Annotated in this window: 13 protein-coding genes; 7 read left to right on the top strand and 6 right to left on the bottom strand. The window is 30.7% G+C overall.

The features are described from left to right. Positions 1-2: 2 nt before the first annotated feature. Positions 3-971, bottom strand: a complete 969-nt coding sequence (locus ACOQN8_RS02330; RefSeq protein ID WP_420551446.1) for a hypothetical protein — start codon at positions 969-971, stop codon at positions 3-5. A 62-nt stretch (positions 972-1,033) separates the two neighbouring features. Continuing rightward, positions 1,034-3,007 (bottom strand): YgiQ family radical SAM protein, encoded by a 1,974-nt coding sequence (locus ACOQN8_RS02335; RefSeq protein WP_420551447.1) that lies wholly within the window; start codon positions 3,005-3,007, stop codon positions 1,034-1,036. A gap of 122 nt (positions 3,008-3,129) precedes the next feature. Here ACOQN8_RS02335 and ACOQN8_RS02340 point away from each other — a divergent pair, with 122 nt between their 5' ends. Together ACOQN8_RS02340 and ACOQN8_RS02345 are read left to right on the top strand one after the other, a co-directional pair. Then, entirely contained in the window at positions 3,130-4,989 is a 1,860-nt protein-coding gene (locus tag ACOQN8_RS02340) for a M61 family metallopeptidase (protein WP_420551448.1), read from the top strand. 84 nt (positions 4,990-5,073) lie between these two features. Further along, a complete protein-coding gene (locus ACOQN8_RS02345; protein ID WP_420551449.1) occupies positions 5,074-5,634 on the top strand; it encodes a hypothetical protein in 561 nt (186 codons plus the stop codon). Positions 5,635-5,667: 33 nt separating this feature from the next. On the opposite strand, the gene ACOQN8_RS02350 is transcribed toward ACOQN8_RS02345, so the two are convergent. After that, positions 5,668-6,408 (bottom strand): DJ-1/PfpI family protein, encoded by a 741-nt coding sequence (locus ACOQN8_RS02350; RefSeq protein WP_420551450.1) that lies wholly within the window; start codon positions 6,406-6,408, stop codon positions 5,668-5,670. A gap of 89 nt (positions 6,409-6,497) precedes the next feature. Here ACOQN8_RS02350 and ACOQN8_RS02355 point away from each other — a divergent pair, with 89 nt between their 5' ends. Both ACOQN8_RS02355 and ACOQN8_RS02360 read left to right on the top strand, forming a co-directional pair. Continuing rightward, the gene (locus ACOQN8_RS02355) at positions 6,498-8,426 is read left to right on the top strand and encodes a CocE/NonD family hydrolase (RefSeq protein WP_420551451.1); all 1,929 of its coding nucleotides are present in this window, start codon (positions 6,498-6,500) and stop codon (positions 8,424-8,426) included. Between the two features lie 2 nt (positions 8,427-8,428). Then, entirely contained in the window at positions 8,429-9,283 is an 855-nt protein-coding gene (locus ACOQN8_RS02360) for a DUF3667 domain-containing protein (protein WP_420551452.1), read from the top strand. 13 nt (positions 9,284-9,296) lie between these two features. Here ACOQN8_RS02360 and aat read toward each other — a convergent pair whose 3' ends face one another. Both aat and ACOQN8_RS02370 read right to left on the bottom strand, forming a co-directional pair. Beyond that, a complete protein-coding gene (gene aat, locus ACOQN8_RS02365; protein ID WP_420551453.1) occupies positions 9,297-9,923 on the bottom strand; it encodes a leucyl/phenylalanyl-tRNA--protein transferase in 627 nt (208 codons plus the stop codon). A gap of 1 nt (position 9,924) precedes the next feature. Then, positions 9,925-11,304 carry a short-chain fatty acid transporter gene (locus tag ACOQN8_RS02370; protein ID WP_420551454.1) on the bottom strand — a complete coding sequence of 460 codons (1,380 nt, stop codon included), beginning with the start codon at positions 11,302-11,304 and terminating at the stop codon, positions 9,925-9,927. 156 nt (positions 11,305-11,460) lie between these two features. Here ACOQN8_RS02370 and ACOQN8_RS02375 point away from each other — a divergent pair, with 156 nt between their 5' ends. The 3 genes from ACOQN8_RS02375 to ACOQN8_RS02385 all read left to right on the top strand — a co-directional run bounded on the left by ACOQN8_RS02375 (position 11,461) and on the right by ACOQN8_RS02385 (position 13,985). Continuing rightward, positions 11,461-13,017: an NAD(P)/FAD-dependent oxidoreductase gene (locus tag ACOQN8_RS02375; RefSeq protein WP_420551455.1), complete on the top strand. Its 1,557-nt coding sequence runs from the start codon at positions 11,461-11,463 to the stop codon at positions 13,015-13,017. Positions 13,018-13,100: 83 nt separating this feature from the next. Continuing rightward, complete coding sequence (locus ACOQN8_RS02380; protein ID WP_150900514.1) at positions 13,101-13,724, top strand: YqaA family protein; 624 nt, start codon at positions 13,101-13,103, stop codon at positions 13,722-13,724. A gap of 18 nt (positions 13,725-13,742) precedes the next feature. Continuing rightward, a complete protein-coding gene (locus tag ACOQN8_RS02385) occupies positions 13,743-13,985 on the top strand; it encodes a DUF1456 family protein (protein ID WP_150900515.1) in 243 nt (80 codons plus the stop codon). Positions 13,986-14,239: 254 nt separating this feature from the next. Here ACOQN8_RS02385 and ACOQN8_RS02390 read toward each other — a convergent pair whose 3' ends face one another. After that, complete coding sequence (locus ACOQN8_RS02390) at positions 14,240-22,996, bottom strand: LamG-like jellyroll fold domain-containing protein (RefSeq protein ID WP_420551456.1); 8,757 nt, start codon at positions 22,994-22,996, stop codon at positions 14,240-14,242. Between the last annotated feature and the right edge of the window lie 9 nt (positions 22,997-23,005).

A 23,005-nucleotide genomic window follows, 5' to 3' on the forward strand; every position in this document is an offset into this window, starting at 1 on the left:
ATTCACTCAATTTTATGAGAAAAATTTTTAATTTCTTTTTCTATATTTTCAAGCTCTCTTATATAAAATGAATATTTATTCAACTCTTTAGTTTCAACGTGCACATGCATTGAACTTAAACTTTCTCTAGCTTTAAATAATTTGTTTGATAGAGTATTATGAAGCTCATGAGATAACTTAGTTTTTTCATTATTAGCTAAAACTATATTATTCTTTTTCCTTTGTTGGATAACCAAACATATAATTCCAACTATCAATATAAATAAACTTAAGAATCCAAGTTTTAAACTAATATTTTCTTGACTTGAAACTTCATTCTGAAGATTTATTTTTTCAGTTTTTAAAAGAGAAATTTCTTTATCTTTTTTAGTACTTAAATGGTTATACCTATCTGCTTTATTGGTAATTTCAGCTTTTTCTTCTACCAACTCATCCTTTAAATTGATATATTTTTTTAAATACTCTTTAGATCCTTTATTTGAGTTTAAATTTAAAACCTTTTCTATAATTTTAAACTTAACACTCTTATCCTCTAAATCAACAGCATAATCAAAGGCTTTCTTTGCATATTTATCAGCTAAACTATAATTATTTGTTTTCTGATAATAATCACTGATATTTAGATGTATAGAACTTAACCCTCTAGCATCATTCAACTTTTCTCTAACTCTTAAAACTTCTTCATACTTTTTTAAAAGTCCTTTTGTTTTCCCTAAAGCTAAACTACTTACAGCATAGCCTTCTAAAAAATTAGCATACTCCTCAGTGTAGATATTTTTAAGATCTGGTATTTTTAAAGCAATACTAAAATCTTTAATAGCTCTTTCATGCTTACCTTCTTTCTGATCTGAAAGTCCTTGACTTAAAAGTTGTTTTAAAATCCAGGGATTGGAATCAGTTTTATTTTTATCCTGACTAAAAGTAACATTAGAAATTAATAGTAATGAAAGTAAAATATATCGCATTTTCATAACAAATTTGCTCTAAATATAGTTGTTTAAAGCTTGTTATAAAAATCTATAATATCAATTATTTACCTTCTTCTCTTTTTAAAGCCTTTTCCTTTGTTGCCTTTCGATTTATTCCTAGAATTTCTAGATTTAGGATTAAAAGTTGTGACAGCATCATCAAAGGTATTTCTAGTTTTACCAGCTTTATTTTTTCTCCAAGAAGTATCCTCAGGTAATAATTTTTTCAATAAATCATTACGTCCAACCTTAGTTAAAGTGTCTTTAATCCACTTACGATTTTCCTTTTTATACCAAAAGAAAAACTTGTGTTGATCTTCTTTCTCCTTTTTTGTTTTGGGAGTTTTTACTTCTTTTAAAGTATATGGGTGATATCCACTATAATAAATTACCGTCGCAACTGTCATAGGAGTTGGAGTAAATCCTTGCACTTGCTCTAACTGAAATCCCATATCTTTGGTTTCTGCAGCTAAATTTGCCATATCTTCAGCTTCACATGCTGGGTGACTAGATATGAAATAAGGTATTAGTTGAAGTTTTAATCGCTTCTTTATGTTAATACGATCGAACCTATTTTTAAATAAATGAAAATATTTAAATGATGGTTTACGCATTAATTTTAAAACAGGATCAGAAGTATGTTCAGGAGCTACTTTTAAACGTCCAGAAACATGATTCGTCATTACCTCTTCCGTATAAGCATCTAACTCTTTCGGATCTGCATTTTTATTAAACTCAGGCACTAACATATCATGTCGAATACCACTTCCTATAAATGATTTTTTCACTTTTGGATGTGCATCTACCGCCTGATATAATTTTGTTAATGGTTTGTGTGAAGTATCTAAATTACTACATATAACTGGCGAAATACAAGAAGGTGCCACACACTTATCGCAAATAGACTGTATTTTACCTTTCATCTTATACATGTTTGCAGAAGGTCCACCAATATCAGATAAATAACCTTTAAAATCATCCATCTTAGTAACTGCATCTACTTCTTTTAATACAGATTCTTGACTTCTACTTGCTATAAACTTTCCTTGATGTGCAGAGATCGTACAAAAACTACATCCCCCAAAACACCCTCGGTGAATATTTATAGAAAACTTAATCATTTCAAACGCAGGAATAGGTCCACGTTTATTATACTTTGGATGTGGTAAACGAGTAAATGGCAAGTCGAAAGAAGCATCAATTTCTTCTTCAGTCATTGTTGGATATGGCGGATTAATCATCAGCTTTTTTTCTCCAACTTGTTGAAAAATGCGACGTGCATATAATTTATTAGACTCCTGCTCTATTACTTTAAAGTTAGAAGCATATGCCTTTTTATCTTTCAAACAAAGTTCATGAGAATTTATTTCTACATCTTTCCAATTCTTGTTTTTTGGTATTTTCTCTCCTTCTTCAATAAGAACTGCTGTTTGTTTAATAGTTCTTAAACTAGAAAACGGCACTCCTTTTTGTAATAGCTCTACTATTTCACGCAAAGGTTGTTCCCCCATTCCATACACCAACATATCTGCCTTAGAAGTTTCTAAAATAGTTGGTAATAATTTATCAGACCAGTAGTCATAATGAGTTACACGACGTAACGAAGCTTCTATACCTCCAATCAATACAGGTACATCAGGAAACTTTTCTTTTAAAATTTTAGAATATACAGAAGTAGCATAATCAGGTCTAAAACCTTTATCTCCATTTGGAGTATACGCATCTTTATCTCTTCTACGTTTACTAGCCGTATAATTACTAACCATTGGGTCCATACATCCACCAGTAACTGCGAAAAATAATCTAGGAACTCCTAATTTTTCAAAATCTTGTAAATTATCGTGTACACTAGGTTGTGGTACAATTGCTACCTTTAACCCGTAACTCTCTAATATACGTCCAATTACTGCAGGACCAAATGATGGATGATCTACATATGCATCTCCACTAAAAAGAATTACATCTAATTCTTCCCATCCTCTTAACTTAACCTCCTTATTTGTAGTAGGTAACCAATCTGAAACTCGTCTAATTCTCATGCCGTTGCAAAGGTACGATGTTTTAATCGATATTACATATCATAAAAAGATGTTAAATAAGTAACAAAAACTGTAACATAACGTCTTTTGTAGATACTTATCAACTATAACAAAATACAATCATGAAAAAAATCATATTAGGAATAGCTTCATTAGCACTGTTAGCTAGCTGTTCGTCAACAAAAAAGCTTGCAGAAAGTAAGCCTTTAATAGAAACTACGATTGACATTACCAATGTAGTAGACGATAGAGTTAAAGTAGAAATAAATCCACAAAAAATAAAAGAATCAACTGTTGTATATCAAATTCCAGCTATAGTTCCTGGTACATATGCCATGAGTAACTATGGACAATTTGCTACAAATTTCAAGGCATTTGATTATGATGGAAATGAATTAACAGTAAAACAATTAGATCAAAATTCATGGCAAATTGATAACGCTACCAAAATGGATAAGTTATCTTATTGGGTAGATGACACTTTCGATTCTGAAGTAAAGCATGGAATTTACGTAATGGCTGGAACTAATATTGAAAAAGACAAAAACTTTTTTATAAACCTTCCTGGTTTTGTTGGGTATTTCAAAGGAAAAAAAGAAACTCCTTACCAAATTACTGTTGTACACCCATCAAACTTATATGAAACTTCTTCTTTAATTAATAAAAACACTACTAAAGAAGATAATACTAAGGATGTTTTTGTTGCTTCTAGATATGATGAAATATCAGACAACCCTATTATGTATGCTCCGTTAAACTCAATTAGTTTTAATGTAGATGGTATTGACGTTACTTTAGCTGTTTACTCTCCTAACAATGTGCATTCCGCAAAAGATATGGAAGCAGATTTAAAGAAAATGGTGCAAGCACAAAGTAACTTTTTAAAAGGGTTTAAAACAACTAAAGAATATAATATTTTATTATATTTATTTGACCCTAAAGTTTATAACTGGAGTAGTTTTGGAGCTTTAGAACACCTTTCTTCAACTACTGTTGTATATCCTGAAACTTACTCTAAAGAACAATTAGCAGATGGTATGATTAATGGAACTATTTCTCATGAATTCTTCCATATTGTATCTCCATTATCTGTACACTCAGAAGAAATTCATAATTTCAACTTTAATGAACCTAATATGTCTAAACACTTATGGATGTATGAAGGTATTACTGAATACTTCGCTAATTTATTCCAAGTAAATCAAGGATTAATTACACCACAAGAATTCATATCTAAAATGCAAGGTAAGATTGCTACTTCTAAACACTTTAAAGATGATATGTCTTTTACTAAAATGAGTAAAAATATTTTAGATAAAGAATATGCTGCGAATTACTCTAATGTATACATGAAAGGAGCATTAATTGGAATGTGTTTAGATATTATTTTACGTGAAGAAACTGATGGTAAATATGGTTTACGTGACTTAATGAGAGATTTATCTAACAAGTACGGACAACACAAACCTTTTAAAGATGATGAGATTATTGCTGAAATTGTAAAGATGACAAACCCTAAAATTGGTGCGTTCTTTGCTAATCACGTAGAAGGAGCTACTCCAATCGATTATACTAAATATTTAGATAAAGTAGGTGTAAAAAAAGCTACAAAAACTATGAACTCTGCATACTTTATTGATGCTAAAGGGCAACCTTTTATTTCAGTAAATAAAGACAAAAAAATATTTTTCACTTCAAGAACTAACTCTGCTTTAACTGCTTTAGGGGTAAAAGCAGGAGATATCTTAGAAGCTGTAAACGGAGAAAAAGTATCATTAGCAAATATTCGCCCAGTAATAGGACAAACAATGCAATGGAAAGCTGGAGATAAAATAGCTTTAGAAGTTTCTAGAGATGGAAAAATATTGAAATTAGAAGGAGACTTTGTACAGCCAACTTACGAAAGTTCTAGCTTAGTGTTAGAAGAGTTACCTGCCAACAATGCTAAAGTAACTTTAAGAAACGCTTGGTTAAAAAACTAATAACCAAACAACTTACAAACTAAAAGCTGCCAATTGGCAGCTTTTTTTATTTTTCTATATTTGAAGAAATCAACATACATAACCATGAAAAAAAACATCTTGCTTTTAATTGCATTAATTACTTCCCTTTACTCTTACTCTCAAATAAAAAGTGATAAAATTACACCTCCTCAAGAAGGCAAATCTGTAATTTATTTTTTAAGAACAACCTCTTTAGGAGCTTTAATGAATATTAGATACTTTAACAATGGAGAATACTTAGGTCGATTCAAAGGTAGAAACTACATAAGATATGAATGTGATCCTGGTAAAACTTATTTTTGGATTAAAGCGGAAAATATTGATGTTTTAGAAGCAACTTTAGAACCTAATAAAATTTATTTGGTTGAAACCAATGCAGTAATGGGAGCATTCTCTGCTGGTGCTAAATTTAAAATTGTAGATTTTAACAGCAAAAAACAGATAAAGAGAATAAACAAATTACTAGCAAAGAAAGATGCCAAAAAGTTTAGCGATGAAGAATTGAACAAGCAACGAAAAAAAATGGAAAAGACAATTCAAAAAAGTATGAAAAAAGTCCGTTCTAAAATGAAAAAAGGAAAATTTAAAACTTTAACTGGCACAATGAATTATACAGCTGAATAAAAAAGGAGAGCTAATTGCTCTCCTTTTTTTTATTTAATCGTTCAATATTATATGTGGAACTTTATCAACATCCCAATCAATAACTAACCCTCCTGCTAAAGACTTCGCAATTTCTTTTCCGTATAAATATTCACATAAATACAAAGCAGCTTCAAAAGATTTTGCACCCCCAGCCGAAGTAATGTATTTTCCATCATGAACAAATAATACTTCACTCATTATATCTAAATTAGGAAACATAGCACGCATTTTCTCAATATCAGATGGAAATGTTGTTGATACTTTTCCATTTAAAACTCCAGCTTTAGCCAATACAAAAGCTCCATCGCAATGAGAAGTAACAAACTGAGCTTCTTTATCAACTTTTTTTACAAAATTAATTAATGCTTCATTTTCTAAATCGGTATCTAAATGATGTTCAGCACTAGGAACAACCAAAATATCTATTTTAGGCAAACTATCTTTTAGATAGTTAAAATCTGGTAATATTCGCATGCCTTCAAATGTTCTAATAGGCTTATCTGTATCAGCCACAGTAAAAACATTCATCGGTTTAATTCCTTTTCTAAAAATAGTATGTTGAAAAATATCAAACGGAGCTGTCAATTCTGTATTGAAAGTTCCATCCATAATTAAAAAAGCAACATTATATCTATCTGGTTTTATTTCAGGAAAAACTTTTTTCTCAACTACTTCTTTGGTAGTTTTTTTGGCTATTGTATTAGTACATCCTAATAACATTAAAATAGAGATACTTAAAACTAAAACTCTCATAAAATATATTTTAAAGCTAAAATATTAAATATTCATAGTTAAACCGCATCAGTTTTTTATATTTACCTCCTAAACAACCAAATATCGTTATGAAACTTTACTTAAAGCTATTTTTAGCTGTTTTACTTACTTCAGTAAGTTGTACTAAAAAAACAACGCCTAACAAACCTAAAATTTCAAAAAATGATTCTTTTGTAAAAGATAATTACACCAAAAAAGAAGTACGTATTACCATGCGAGATGGGATAAAGTTACATACAACTATCTATTCTCCTAAAGACACTAGTAAAACATATCCAATATTATTACAACGTACACCTTACAGTTGTAGACCTTATGGAGAAGATCAATTTAAAAACAAAATTGGTCCTAACTTAAACTTAATGAAAGAAGGTAATATTATTGTTTATCAAGATGTCCGCGGTCGTTGGATGAGTGATGGAGTTTATGATAATATGCGTGCTTATATTCCTAACAAAACAGAAAAACAAGCCGATGAAACTACTGATACTTATGATACTATAGACTGGTTGGTAAAAAATGTAGCACACAATAATGGAAAAGTTGGTACTTGGGGAATTTCTTACCCTGGGCACTACTCTACTGTATCTACTATTGATGCACACCCAGCTTTAAAAGCAGCATCTCCACAAGCTTGTATTGGTGATTTCTTTTTTGATGACTTTCATCATAATGGTGCTTTCTTATTAAGCTATTTTAAAGTAATTCCATTGTTTGGAACCTATAAAGATCAACCAACAGATTCTGCTTGGTACTCTTTTGCTGATATGAAAACGCAAGATCAGTATCAATTTTTCTTAGATAAGGGACCTTTAAAAAACTTAAATAGTTATTTTCAATATGATAAGTTAGACACAAAGTCTCCTGGTAGTGAAAATAATATCGATGATTTCTTTTGGAAAGAAATTGTAAATCATCCAAACTATGATTCTATATGGAAAAGTAAAGGAATTATTCAACACTTAAACAAAGTTCCTTCAACAGTAGCAACAATGGTTGTTGGTGGTTGGTTTGATGCTGAAGATTTATATGGTCCATTAGAAACTTATAAAAACATAGAAAAATACCAACCTAACAATTACAATACTCTTGTATTTGGTCCTTGGGATCATGGAGGATGGTCTAGAAACAAAGTAGCTAATAAAGTAGGAAACTACTATTTTGGGGATTCTATTTCTTTGAAATTTCAGAAAAATGTAGAAACTAAATTTTTCAATCATTTCTTAAAAGGAGATGGTTCTAAAAACAGTGGGCTACCTGAAGCTTATGTTTTTGACACAGGTAAGAAAGAATGGAAATCATACGATGTTTGGCCACCAAAAAACACTCAAAAAGAGACTTTTTATTTATCAGAAAATCAAGAATTGACTTCTACACAAAATGGAGTAGAAAAAATTAATTTTGTTAGTGACATCAAACGTCCTGTTCCTTATTCTGAAGATATTAAAACTGTATTTACACCTCGTAAATATATGACAGACGATCAGCGTTTCGCTGCTAGAAGGCCAGATGTATTAGTTTTTGAAACTGATGTATTAACTGATGATTTTACATTAGCTGGTGATATTTTAGCTAAATTAAAAGTAGCTACTACGGGTTCTGCTGCCGATTGGATTGTTAAAGTTATTGATGTACATCCTCATGATTTAAAAAACGACAATAAAGAAATGCAAACACATTTAAAACTAAGCAACTATCATATGATGGTGCGTAGTGAAATAATGCGTGGTCGTTTTAGAAATAGCTTTGAAAAGCCAGAGCCTTTCATTCCTAACAAAAAGACTTCTGTAAATATTAAATTACAAGATGTATTTCACACGTTTAAGAAAGGTCATAAAGTGCAAATTCAAATCCAAAGTACTTGGTTTCCTTTAATTGACTTAAACCCTCAAACATATGTAGACAATATTTACAAGGCTGACGAGAAAGACTTTAAAACACAAACACATACGGTATTTACCGATTCGTCTATTAGTTTAACTGTTCTTAAAGAATAACTATGAATTGTAAAAACTGTAATGAAGTTTTAGATGTAAACGATCACTTTTGTGATAACTGCGGTGCGAAAGTAATTAAAGACAGAATTACTTTCCGCTTTTTAATGGTTGAATTATTTGCTGTATTAGGTTTTGATAGTTTGTTTTTTAAAACTTTGAAAAAAACACTTCAAGCTCCTCATGAAGTCTTGAATGAATACATGAATGGTGTAAGGCGTAGATATGTAAATCCTTTTGCTTATTTGGCTGTGGGGGCTGCTTTGTCTTTAATCATTTATAATTTTTTCTCTGAAGACTATATAAGGATGCAAGGGAGTCTTAACGAATCGCAAGTAAAGGAAATTAAAGAAACAGCTAATAAAGATCTTTCAAATGTTAAAAATCTATCAGAAAAAGAATTAAGGAGAATTAAAGCTCAACAGCAGATAGCTAAAAAACAAGTTCAATTTATGAATGGTTGGGTTGGATTTGTTTTGAATAATTTTAATATAATGACTTTTTTATTCCTTCCTTTTTATGCGTTAATGAGCAAACTTACTTACCCTAAACCTTATAATTATGGTGAGCATATAGTAATGAACGCATACATACAAGGAACAATGATGTTTATTTCCATTATTACTTTCTTTTTAGCAATGCTTATTCACCCAAGCGTTTTTGCGGCTAGTTTTTTCTTGACAATCGTATATTACCTTTATGTTTTTCATAAACTATTTAAACATAATTTTTGGAGGTCATTTTTAAAACTACTTAGATTTATTCTTGTTCTAGTTTTATTAGTTATTATACTTTCGATTATTGGAGGAATAATCGGACTAATAATTGGTAAGTTTTTCCCTTCAGTTATTCCTTCTTAAAAATATAATTTATTTATTTTAAACACTTTAGAAAGTCTTTTCTTTCTATTTCATGAGCACCTAAACTAGCTAGGTGCTCATTATATACTTGACAGTCTATTAATTTATATCCACAATTTTGAGCTAAATGAATAAATGCTACTTTACTCATATTGCTCACTTTACTAAACATACTTTCACCACAAAAAACTCCATTGTTTAAATCAATTCCATACAAGCCTGCAACCAACTCATCATTTACCCAAACTTCTATAGATTTTGCATGGCCTTTTTTATGTAAGTTTATATAAGCATGTTCCATTTCATTAGTTATCCAAGTTCCAAATTGATCTTTTCTATCAATATTTCTGCAATTAAAAATTACATCTTTAAATGCTTTATTTTCAGTAACTGTATAATTTTCTTTTCTCAAAACCTGTTTCATCGATTTTGATACTTTGACATTTTCTGGAAATAATACCATTCGTTGCCATGGTGAGTACCAAATAATAGGTTCCCCTTCATTATACCAAGGGAATATTCCGTTTTGATATGCGTAAACCAAACGTTCTACAGATAAATCGCCGCCTATAGCTAAAAGCCCGTCTTCTGTAGCTAACTCATATGGTGGAAATTCTATTTTATCGGAAAGCCAAATCATACTAAAACAATAATAATCCTAATAAATAAACAATACTACCAACTACCATAGCTATTAATGTATAGGGTAATATTTCTTTTGCTTTTAACTTAGTAATTCCTAATAATGGTAGTGCCCAAAATGGCTGTAACATATTTGTTATTTGATCACCATAAGCTAAGGCCATAATTGCTTTAGGTAAAGGAACACCTAATTGTAATGCACTCTCTACTACTATAGGACCTTGTACTACCCATTGTCCTCCTCCACTAGGCACAAAAATGTTTACCAATCCCGAACTAAAAAAAGTAAAAATAGGCAAAGTCGTTGCTGTTGAAATAGACACAAAAAAACTAGAAATTAAAGTTACCATTCCAGTACTTTTCATAATTCCCATGATCCCAAAATAAAGAGGAAATTGAATTAATATCCCTGATACATCACTGATTGATTCTCCTACTGCTTTGCTAAACTTTTTTAAGCTTCCATGTAACATAATCCCTAACCCTAACATAAAAAAGTTAATTAGATTTGGTGTTATTTTTAATGTTTTAATTTCATCAAAATATCGATATGAAAATACTATTAAAATCAAAATTCCAAACACATAAGCTAATACTTTAGATGTATCTAATTTTTCTGCTTTTGTTATTGCTTTTTCATCAACATCCATTTTATACTCTGGTAAATCTATTTTAGTTGGTGCTGCTTTTTTTCCTAAGAAATAAAAAGTACTAGAAACCACTAGTAATACGATTAAAAAAATAAGCAAATTCCACCAGCTAAATACAGTTTGAGAATAATCTATAATATCAGGTATTTGGACTAAAACACTTTCTGATGATATCGAATTCATAATACCTTTAATGTGTCCGCTTTCATTAATTTTTATAGGTGCAGATCCTGAAATTCCTCCATGCCATACCATTAAACCTACATAACCAGCAGCACCTATAATTGGGTAATTTAACTTAATATTATTCTTTTGAGCATGTTCGGCTACTTTACGAGCTAAAAGCGCTCCAAAAATTAAACCTAATCCCCAATTAAAAAAAGCAACTAACATCGTCGTACAACTAACAATAGCCGCACTATTTGCTGTATTGGTACAATATTGCGTTACTCTTAAAATTAAATTACTCACAGGTTTACTTAATACTAGTACATGTCCTAATACTAATATTAACATCATTTGGTAAGCAAAAACCAATAGATTATTATTCCAAACGCCTTTTTCCCAATATTTTAAAACTTCTAAAGAATAATTCCCTACAGAAACATCAATAGGTTTGGTAAATATTAAGGCTAAAATTAATGTGACTAAAGTTAATAGAATAGCAATGGTAAAAGGAGATGGTAAGTATTTTTTAAATACGTTTTCGATAACCTGAGTAATCTTCATAAAACTAAGTTTGTTTTGCTAAAATAAACAAATCAAGCAAACTTTATGAAGGCATATTTTATGACTTCAGGATGCTCTTATTCTATAATAATTTCCACTTATGAGTATTTTATTTCTCTTTTAGCGAGTAAATCAAAATTTACCTAGCTTTGCAGCATGGTAAAAGAACTTCAACTACGAGTTAATTTAATAGAAGAAAGAAAAGAAGATATCTTAAAAAAGAAAGCTTCTAAAAAGTTAGAAATTAATATTGCTTCCATCACAGCAATAAAAGTTCTTAGAAAATCTATTGACGCCCGTAAAAAAGATGTTATTTTCAATTATAAAGTAGCTGTTTATATTAACGAACCTTTACCAGAAACTCCTGATTATGTTTTCGATTATAAAGATGTTTCTAATGCAAAAGAAATTCATATCATTGGTTTTGGTCCTGCAGGAATGTATGCTGCTCTTCGTTGTATTGAATTAGGTTATAAGCCTATTGTTTTAGAACGTGGTAAAAATGTACAAGATCGTCGTAGAGATTTACGTGCTATTAATCAATTTCATGATGTTAATGAAGATTCAAATTATTGTTTTGGTGAAGGTGGAGCTGGGACTTATTCTGATGGAAAATTATATACACGTAGTTTAAAACGTGGTGATGTTCGAAGAATATTTGAAAATTTAGTGTACCATGGAGCTACTGAACAAATTTTGATTGATGCTCACCCACATATTGGAACTAACAAGCTTCCTAAAATTATAAAAAACATACGTGAGAATATTTTAAAATACGGTGGTGAAGTTCACTTTGATTCTCGAGTTACCGACTTTATTATTAAAAATAATAAACTACAAGCTATTCAGTTGCAAAATGGTACTGAAATGACTGTAAACTCAGTAATATTAGCTACTGGACATTCAGCTAGAGATATTTATGAATTATTACATAAAAAAGACATTTTATTAAAAGCTAAATCATTTGCAATGGGAGTTCGTGTGGAGCATCCGCAAGAAATTATTGATCAAATTCAATATAGCTGTACCGGTCAAAGAGATGAATTATTACCAGCTGCTGCATATAGTTTAGTTCATCAGGTAAATAACAGAGGAGTTTATTCTTTCTGCATGTGTCCTGGTGGGTTTATTGTTCCTGCGGCTACTGCTAATGGTGAAGTTGTTGTAAACGGAATGTCGCCATCTCGAAGAAATAACAAATTTGCAAATTCTGGGATTGTTGTTGAAATTAACGTTGATAAAGACTTACCTAAATATGAAAAGTTTGGAGTACTTAAAGGACTGCAATATCAAAAGGATTTAGAAAAATTAGCGTTTAATGCAGGTGGTAGAACTCAAGTTGCACCAGCGCAACGTTTAACTGATTTTGTTGAAGGTAGATTTTCACACTCTTTAAATGAAACATCCTATCAACCTGGACTAAATTCTTCTCCGATGCATTCATTACTTCCAAAATTAATTGGAAGTCGATTACGAAAAGGTTTTGCTGCCTTTGGTAAAAAAATGCATGGATATTATACACAAGAAGCGAATATTATTGGGGTTGAATCTCGTACCTCATCTCCTATAAACATCCCTAGAAAAGATAACTTAGAGCATCCACAAATAGCTGGTTTATTCCCTTGTGGAGAAGGTGGAGGTTATGCTGGAGGTATTATTTCAGCTGCCATGGATGGAGAACGCTGTGCTGAAGCTGCTATTGCTAATTTATAATTAACAATATTTCTTTGATTTATCTGTAATTACCTTGTATTTTTGCCCCTTCCAAATGACTTTAGAAAAATAAGTAAAAGAGAGTGGAGAAAAAAAGAAAGAAAAAAAAGAATAAACCTCACGTTAAAAGACTACATACCTACTACCAACGTACAGGTTTTTATATGTTTATATGGGAAAGTTTGAAAAAGGCTTTCTGGCCAATAGTGGGGGCAGTTGTAGGTATATATTTATTTAATAAATACGTTTATAATATTAATGATGGTTTACAAGCCATGACCGAAACTTTTTCTAGGCTTGGTGTTTTAGTTACCTTCTTTATATCTGAAACAATCTTAGGATTAATTCCACCAGAAATTTTTATAGCATGGTCTAAGAAAACTGCTAATCCAGTTTTAAACTTATCTATTTTAGCAACTTTATCATATTTTGGAGGTCTTACTGCTTATTTTATTGGTAGAGCTTCTTTAAAAATTGAGTCTATTAGAACTTATTTAGAAGTTAAAATGGCTAAAAACCTTAAAAACACTAGTAAATGGGGAGGATTTTTAATTCTTGTAGGAGCATTATTGCCTTTACCTTTTGCTATTAGTTGTTTAACAGCTGGTATGATTAAATATCCTTTTAGAAACGTAGTACTATTTGGTTTATTCCGTTTCTTGCGTTTTGCCATTTACGCATGGGCAATTTTTAAAATGGTTAACTAATTAATATATATTACTATTATGGGTGGATTATCTAACAATGATGTTTTTAAAAAATTGAGAGTAGCTCATAAACTACGAGATACTGATATTATTGAAATTTGTGCTTTAGTTGACTTTAAAGTTTCTAAAAGTGAATTAGGAGCTTTTTTTAGAAGTGAAGATCATCCAAAATACATGGAATGTGGAGATCAAATTTTGAGAAACTTTTTAAACGGTTTAATCATTCATTTAAGAGGTCCAATGCCCGAAAAGAAAAAATAAAAACAATAAAAAACCTTCTGAAAATCAGAAGGTTTTATTTTTCCCCTTAAATTCCCCTTCCAGTTAAAAACTGGACGAAGATGGTACAAATATATATTGATGGCTTAGATAAAAAAACGGGATTTCCGCAATAAAAAATGCAGATTTCCGCAAAATGCAAAATTATTTACATAAGCTATTGATAATTCCATTTAAAAGCATTAAAAAGGGGCTGTTAAGACAGCCCCTTTACTTTTTATTAAAATTTGGGATATTTATTTAACAATTAATTTACGTTTCACTCTTTTTCCATTTACTCTTAACTCATAAACATAAACACCTGTTTGAAGTTTACTTCCTCTTACTTGGCCATCCCAATTTACTTGGTGTTTAACATTACCTTTTACCTTTCCAGCTATAAAAGTATGTAACTTTTGGCCTAATAAATTATATAAACTAAGATCTACATATCCATCTTTAGAAATACTAAAACTAATTTGAGTATATGAATCGATTGGATTTGGTACATTTTGAGATAATGATAACTCATAATTGTTACTCGATATATCTTCTCTAGATTTTAATGTAAATTCATAAGGAACATTCATATTTCCTAACGTTTTATCTACAATAAACTCTTCTACATTATCTAAATCAAATAAATTAACTCCATCATATAGTTTAAAACTAACTTCCTCTTGGTTATTACTTCCAACTCCAATATAATAATGATATTCGTTATTAATAAACTCCGATTTAGAAACTCCTCTTAATTCACCATTAACAAATGCTAAAATAGTTTGTGCTTTTGATGCGTCTAAATTTTCATCAGTTATTACACCATTCAAATACATAAAGTTAGCATACTTATTAATATCTATTTTAAGATCTAAGTCTTTATATGACGGCGTTTCTTCTAACTTACTTGATAATTCTTCAACTGTTTCTACTTTAGATTCTGAATTTCTAGCCATTGATCTTGCTGCTCCACTCTTAACAATACCTGAGTAATTAATTGCTCCAGCATTTTGCGATTTAAAGATATAACCTAACCCAGGAGTTAAGTGTGTTAAACTACCTCTCCATCCTTCAGAAGTTGAATACTCTGCAAATAACCCTCTTCTTTCAATTCTATCTCCTTCACTAACATTTGTTGATGTAAATGATCGTAATGCATATCCTGTACGTTGTAAATCATTAGGATAAAATGGAATCGCATTTCTTGTGTTTCCACCGTTTATAGTTAGGTTAGTATCTAAGTTAACTGGAACCCCACTTATTTCAATATATTTAACATCTTCGTGTGTAGGTGCTACATTTACTAAATAAGCTTTTGTTACATCAATTTCTGTTAATCCTCCAGTAAAAATATTGTTACTTCCTAATACCGCTACTTTATTCTCTAATAAATCAAGAATTTGAGAATTAACTGGTAATCCTTTAAGCGATGTTAATGATAATTTATTAGACGCTTGATTATCTTTTAAATTAAAACTTAACTCTTGATATCCTGATACTACTGGTATTCTACGAGTAACTTTATTTCCTACTGTAAACTTTACTGGAGCTGAATTTGACCCTATTGTAGCATTTGAATTAAAGCTATAGTTCTCAACAATACCTTCATACTCGGTACACTCTGAAGCATCCCATACTTTAAAGTTTAAAGCAGCTGTTTCTCCAATATTTCCAAATACTGTTAAGTCTACCAAACCATTTGCTCCTACTTTTGCATATCCTCTTATTTGATTTCCTACATAAGCTTTTACAACATCGTTTATATCTACAGAGTTTTCTGAGTTAATAACTAAATTACCTTTCATATTCATTGAGAATGGATAATTGTTTTCAAAACCAGCCTCAACTGTTGGTTCTGGACATTTAACCGTAACCTCAACCCTAAAGCTTTCAACTCCTAATTTTACACCTGTATTTCTATTACTAGTTTTAATATAGATTGTTGCTGTATGAACTCCTGGATTTAGGCAATTCTTAACCTCAAACTCCAAATCTCTATTTGTTTCTGTAGCTCTAATTATATTTAAAGCATCTTTATCAGGGTTTGCTCCTTTGTTTACACTAAACCAAACTGGTAAATTTTCAAAAGTATAAGCTACATCTACTCCTCCTTCTTCATTTATTAAATCTACATAATCAATTGTTGTTGCTTCTCCTTGATTTTGACTTATTGAAATATTATTATGACTCCATTTTAACTTACTTCTGTTTACAATAAAGCTCCAAGATGTTTTATCTATTTTATTTCCTAATGGATCTTCTAATTTTTTATCTTTTACAAAGACCGTTAATCTCGCTCCTTCTACAAACTCTAAATCTGAAATCTTCATATTAAAATTAATAATCGTATTATTTTCAGACATTGTTGTTGTAAACTGAATATCATCAACCATTTTTGTTTTATCTAATGGTGCAGCTTCTTCATTAGTAACAAAGTCAATTCCTACGGCTGTTGTTCCTTTAGCTGTTCCTGTAAAATCTTGAATTGCTTCATCTGGTTCTCCATCTACTCCTTGTTTTGCCAATGTATTATTATTAAATACAAAATATGCTTCTAAGGTATCTTCATTTCCTAATAATTGATTTTTAAAATTACTAGCTATTTGTAATGGTGTTCTAGCCGATTGCCATAGTCTCATTTCATCTAAAGATCCCACAAAAGAATCTGATGATACCATAGGAGAAATTACTAAATTCTCTGTATTGGCTTCGTTTCCTATAGTTGAAATATTTCCTGAACCAACTTCTCCACCATTAAAATAAATGACAGCATTTCCATTAGTTTTATCATATACTACAGCAACATGTGTCCATGCAAATGGCTGAATTCCTCTAGTAGATTTTACACCATCATTTGTAATTATTTTACCATCTGGCATTAATGAAACATGATAGTTTTCTCCTTTTTGAATAATTGGAATGTTAGTTCCTGAAGGATACTTAGATGGATTTACCCACATCTCAACTGTTAACTTATCCTCTAAGTTAAATTTATCGTTATGAGGAATTGTTATTAAATCAGCAACATTATCTAGTTTAACAGAAGTTAATGGTTTTGGCACACCTCCTAAAATCCCTCTCATTGCTAATGAATTTAAGTTTACAGTAGCTGGATTTATAGGTGCTGAGAATTTTGCTGAAATAGTTCCTGTTGTAAAAATTCCACCATCATCTGGTGTTGTTAATACTAACTGAGGTGCATCTCTGGCAATCTTTCCTTTTACAAATGGTGTAGGATTCTTTCTGTTATTAGGATTATCTGATCCTCCATCGCCACACACTGGTACAATTCTAAAGTTGTATTCTCCATTTGTTAATGCAGATACATCTGCACTATACTCTACTTGATCTGTTTTAGAGTTCAAGTGCGCTTTTAAAGTCTGTAGATTTAATTTCTTTAAAATTTTAGGCGTGTTATTTCCTTTAATAGTATACTCTAAATCTACTGAGAAATCTTTATCATCTGGCATTCCTTTTAACTCTGGAATTCTAAATGTAAAATCTAATTTCTTTTTATCAGAACCATTTACAATCCAATCGTCTTGTGGAGCATCTGCTGTAATTTCCTCTACACAAGCCCCAGTAAAATGAGCTGTTACTAAGATTTCTGCATAAGGTTTTACACCTACTTCATTATATTCATCAACTCCATATGAACGATATCTATCTCCTGTTTGCTCACATTCTGAATACATTTGTATTTTGATATTCTCATATGATATTTCAGAAGGAGCATCGGTTCCTCTTGAGATTCTTAATTGTGCTTTGATTTCATTCTTAACTCCTGTTGGTGAACTCGGATCTAAATCGAATACAAATTTTGAAGATGTTGTGGGTTCAAAAATAGGTGACTCATTTAAATTCACCACGGCTCCTAATGGATTTGAAGCTCCAGCCATACCTACTATATAAGTTTTTCTGGTAGCATCTTTTGCAATTTGCGTATTTCGTAATGTTAAGTTAAATAAAACTGACTCATCACCAGTTCCATAACCTACTACTTTATCTACAATTAATTCTACTCCTTCTCTAGGTACTGTTCCTGATTCAAATGGACAAGAACTTCTTCCTCCATTTGTTAAGAACATTGGAGTATCATATTCAGGATCTCTTCTTATTAATACATCAAAATGATCTCCTGCATCATCATCATTTAAAGTAAAACTATCTACTCTATTGTTTCCGTTTTCATCAGTATCTGTTCTACTATTAAAGTTATGAACTTTTGTCTGGTTTTCTAACGTAAGCCCTACTCCAAAAACTGTAAAATCTGTTGAAAAACTAACTCCTACGTATGGTCCTCCACTAAACGAATTCCCTGTACTTTTTGTTTTACCTCTAGATAATGTATAGCTTATTTCAGTTAGTGCATCAAAAGTAATACGCTGATCTAATGCAGATGCATTTAATCCTGCTCCACTTTGTCCTACATCATTATCGTTAGTAAGCTTTTTAGTTGTTGAACTAAAGTTTGGTGCACTATCAAAATATGCTTTCGTTCGCTTATCATGATTCTTTTTAATAATAGCGTTCCATCTAGAAATTTGATGTAAATAATTAACTATATCCTTATCTTCTCTATCTTTTGGAGTACTTGCTAATAACTTTTCTAAAGTTCCTTTTAAATCTAAATAATCTCTGTCTTTAGGTGGACTTACTATATTATTATTTTTATCATATTTAGCTATTGCTAATTGATATAAATTAGGTATTACAATGTCATTTAAACTTTGTTTTGTATAAGCAAATGGTGTAATTGTAGATGGTTTTGCTACCTTACTTGAGCTTTCTACTACTGGCGAACATCCGTTTAACTTTAATACTTGTCCTGTTCCAAATGTAATTACCTTAGAAGTACCTATAAATACATCGGCATCTTCACCTACATAAGTTGGATCTGAAGGTGTTGAAATAGATTTTTCTAGGGTTACTGTTTCAGAATTACCACTATGTCTTACATAATCGAATTTTCCTCCTATTAGTCCTTTAGTATCACTACTTGTTTGAAGTGCTGGATTTACAAAACCTGCTACAGTTCCAACTCCTAATGGCGCTGCTACGACTCCTGTTAAAATTTGTTTTTTAAACTTTAATTTAGCTCCAATTGAATTGTCTATTTCTAATCCAATTCCATTTTCTGCTGAAAAAGAATATGAATAGGTAGCTCCTTTAGCTAAAGTTGCAGAACTGTTATCTCCTGGAGGATCGTGTAATACAAATCCTACTTGTGGTTCTACTAATGTAAAATCTGAATTTCCTTGACGAGCTCCTAAAATAATTGTTTTTTTAGTTACTGATGCAGTTCTTCCATTATGACTTGCTGAGATTAAAAAGTTTCTTGTATGATCTCCTAAAAAGTTTGGCGATGATACTTGTGTAATGATTTCTAACAGTCCCTTACTTAAAGTAGTTCCTGATAAATTACTATCTGATAAAATAGCATCTCCACCAAGCGTCACCTCAGCTCCTTCAACCACACATTTGTTTGCTCCATATCTTTCAAAAACGCTAACGTCCATTTTAAATCCATCATGAGAATTAAATGTATAGCTTCCATCACATGTACTATTGATTTGTTCTCCAACATAATCTCTCATATTACCTACATCTCTAACACCTGCCATGTCAAACTTAAATAATTCTATTTCGATTTCTATAGGGTTTCTAAATTCGAAATCATAAATTACATTACTTCTACGTAAATCTATAATAGGGCTATCTAATTTTCTATTACTATCAACATTGGTAATCTCTACTCTATATTGACCAGGTAATAAATCATTTACTGTAAATACTGTTGCATTATTATTAAAGTTTGCTACACTAATTGTTTTTTCAAACTTTGGAGACTCAATATCTGTACGGACTATTTTTCCTGTCCAAGCTCCCACACTATTATTACATGGAACTACTATGTTTCCTATAAAACTACGACGCGTAGTATTTTCAAAATTCACATTTTGTAAAGGCTCTTCTAAAACCACTTCATAACTATTTCCTTTAGGATTTAAGCTTTCATTGGTAGCTTTATATGTATACTCTACTTCTCTAACATATTGTTTATGCGTAGTATTATCAAACTTACATCCTCCTTCAAATTGTAAATAGTTATTTTCTAAATCGCTAGTAACTAAATTAATTGCTTTAGTTCCATACTTTTGATCAAAACTATACGATAATGTTAATTGAGATTTTTCTGTTGTAAGATGTTTACCTTCTCTTATCTTAACAACATCTTCTTCTTCAAGTGCTGTTGTTCTATACTCTAATAAGTCTACATGTGATTTTGAAAAGTTAACATACTCACCTGCTTTTTCTTCTGCTCCTACTACTAAATTACCAGCTATAGCTAAACTACTTAAAGCTGTGTTCTTCCTCTTATTATTTACATACAGCGACATTGTTCCTTTTGCCTTGTCGAAATTTATACTGAAGAAAGAAAATTGTCCTGGGCTATTTGTTGGCAATGTTTCCGATAACTTTACTTCAGTTCCTTTATACACCTTTAACGTTGTATTATTAACTAATTTTAAACTTAAAGTTCCCCATTGCAAAATTGTTTGAACTGCTGGAATTTCCTCTTCTGTATTTGTTCTTAAAAATGGTCTGATGAAACCTGACCAAACAAAACTTTCTCCTTCATTCGTAATAGATTTAGAAGAACGAGCATATCCTGTTTTTCCATCAAAAGCTAAACTTCCTTCATTTAAACGCTCTTCATTTGCTAATGATAATCTAGCGCTAGGTGTAATGATATGTTTTCCAGGAGCTGTTTTAATAGCATAAGTTCCTGTATTATCTGTAGTAACTTTAGCATCTTCACTACTTTGAATTACTGAACCGTCTACCTCAATTGAAGTTCCTCTAATTACTGGATATAATTCTTCTCCTACTTTATATGAAATAACTCCAGTTACTGGTAAACTAGATACATCATTAAAGTTTACAGCTGTAACCTCAGCACCATTTAGTCTTCTTGGTACACCTACCAATCTATTTTTTGGTAAAAATTCAAATCTCGGTTTTGATGGTGTTACTGTATATTCAAACTTATTATCGTTATTTGTTACACCTTGAATTCCGGTATTTAATGTATTAAACTCATAATTTCCAGTTTCATTGGTATATGTAGCATATGTTATTTGCGGCTGTTCTTCTGCTGCTAAATGTTCTAACTCACTTTCAGTTTCTGCTATATACTGTCCTCTTCTTGTTGGTGAATAGTTAAATGCTTTATGTGTATCGTTAAAATCAAAACGATAATAAGCAAATAAACCTTCTACATCTCCTCCAATAATATGATTTGAATATTTACTTATCTCTAATGCTGTTCTTGGTCTATCCCATAAACGAACCTCATCTAAATAATATGTTACATTCACTGTTTCATTTAAAGAAAATGCATTTACACTACTTAAGTTCAAGTTAAGTAAAGTAGCTGTACTAGCATTATCTATAGGATTTCCATCTTCATATAACGTTCCACCAGAAGCACTAAATACAAATGCATAATGGTGCCAATTTGCATCTGATGTTCTTGTTCCTTCTAAGTAATTAGTACCATTAACTTTTACTATTATTTTATTTCTCTGAAGAACTAACTCGCTATTCCCTACTTTTAAAATCTTATTTTCTCCTTCCGATACAGTAGGAGTTTTATACCAAAATTCTAATGTAGCGCCTCCTTTAGCTTTTCTAAAAGCATCAATATTTTTTATTAATAACGGCTTTTTTCCTTGTACAAATTTTAAAGCTCCACCTGGGTTTATATTTCTATCAGCAATTGCTTCTACTTTTGCATATTTGGTAGCTACATTTGACGATGTTTCAATGATTCCACTTACTTTTCCATTTGGTAATACAAATCCTACATCTTTTCCTGATAATGTTGTAGCTCCATTTTTTTTAGCTTCAACTGTGTATTCGTATATTTCGTTTGGTAAAATTCCTCTATCAACGAAAAACAAAGACTCTGAGGGACTTCTTGTTTCTGTATCTTTTAATGAATGTACTACTGTACTGGTAGTTCCAGCTCTTAAGTTTCTTCTTTTTACATCATAAGCCTCAACATTTCTTACATGTTGCCACTCTATTAAAATACCGTTTGTACCTGATAACAATGGATTGTCTATACCATCTCCATCACTTGCTCTAACAATAATTTTATTCAAGTTTAATATAGGATGTGCTATATCTGATCCTATTCTTCCAATTGCATTTGTTTTTAAACTTGATGAAAATTCTGCCTCTTTTACCAAGTTATCATCTGGAAAATACTCATATAATAAATTTTCCCAAGAGACAGAAGTTAAAACATTTCCTCCAAAATAATCTTCGTTTTTATAGTTAGTATTGGTATAAACTATTTCTAAACCATTATTTTTTAATTCAGATAATGAGTTTTGAGTTTCTTTATAAAAAGTTCGATACTGTTCATCTTTTATTTGATTCTTACTCTTTACATTCGACCAACCTCTAAATTCTGCTAAAAACAAATCGGTTTTCTTATCACTTGAAAAATATAATTCGTGTACATCAAAAGTAAGTTGGTTATTAAAAAAGTATTCATCACCATCTATATATACTCTTAACTCATTGAATTCTTTATCTAAAGTAATAGCATAATGATGCCATGTATTTTTAAATAATTTATCACTAAGTAATAAATCTCCTACCTGTTCATTATCGCCTACTTTTAAAGTAACTTTATCTTCTTCTATACTTAAAGTAAACTCTTTAGTACCTGTTTCTAAATTTGAAAATTGCCAATTAACAGCTTCAGTATTCCCTGAACTTGCTGTATTATGCATTCCCCAAAACTCAATGGTTGCTTTTTTATTTATTCCTTTATCTAACAAACTTTTTAAGTTTGTTTGTGGATTAAATATCCTGCTATACTTTCCCTTACTTTGTAATTGCAGTACCGCTAAATCATACGATTGTTGAGCGTGTACAAAAGAAAAAGAATGCAATAGTGCTATGATTAAATAGCCTAAAATTTTATTTTTTTTCATCGTTATTAT

Source organism: Tenacibaculum aiptasiae, assembly GCF_965221665.1.
Taxonomy (GTDB): domain Bacteria; phylum Bacteroidota; class Bacteroidia; order Flavobacteriales; family Flavobacteriaceae; genus Polaribacter; species Polaribacter aiptasiae.

Coding starts and splice junctions, on each gene's coding strand:
- ACOQN8_RS02330 (WP_420551446.1), bottom strand. CDS start 971: ATGAAAATGCGATATATTTTACTTTCATTACTATTAATTTCTAATGTT.
- ACOQN8_RS02335 (WP_420551447.1), bottom strand. CDS start 3,007: ATGAGAATTAGACGAGTTTCAGATTGGTTACCTACTACAAATAAGGAG.
- ACOQN8_RS02340 (WP_420551448.1), top strand. CDS start 3,130: ATGAAAAAAATCATATTAGGAATAGCTTCATTAGCACTGTTAGCTAGC.
- ACOQN8_RS02345 (WP_420551449.1), top strand. CDS start 5,074: ATGAAAAAAAACATCTTGCTTTTAATTGCATTAATTACTTCCCTTTAC.
- ACOQN8_RS02350 (WP_420551450.1), bottom strand. CDS start 6,408: ATGAGAGTTTTAGTTTTAAGTATCTCTATTTTAATGTTATTAGGATGT.
- ACOQN8_RS02355 (WP_420551451.1), top strand. CDS start 6,498: ATGAAACTTTACTTAAAGCTATTTTTAGCTGTTTTACTTACTTCAGTA.
- ACOQN8_RS02360 (WP_420551452.1), top strand. CDS start 8,429: ATGAATTGTAAAAACTGTAATGAAGTTTTAGATGTAAACGATCACTTT.
- aat (WP_420551453.1), bottom strand. CDS start 9,923: ATGATTTGGCTTTCCGATAAAATAGAATTTCCACCATATGAGTTAGCT.
- ACOQN8_RS02370 (WP_420551454.1), bottom strand. CDS start 11,304: ATGAAGATTACTCAGGTTATCGAAAACGTATTTAAAAAATACTTACCA.
- ACOQN8_RS02375 (WP_420551455.1), top strand. CDS start 11,461: ATGGTAAAAGAACTTCAACTACGAGTTAATTTAATAGAAGAAAGAAAA.
- ACOQN8_RS02385 (WP_150900515.1), top strand. CDS start 13,743: ATGGGTGGATTATCTAACAATGATGTTTTTAAAAAATTGAGAGTAGCT.
- ACOQN8_RS02390 (WP_420551456.1), bottom strand. CDS start 22,996: ATGAAAAAAAATAAAATTTTAGGCTATTTAATCATAGCACTATTGCAT.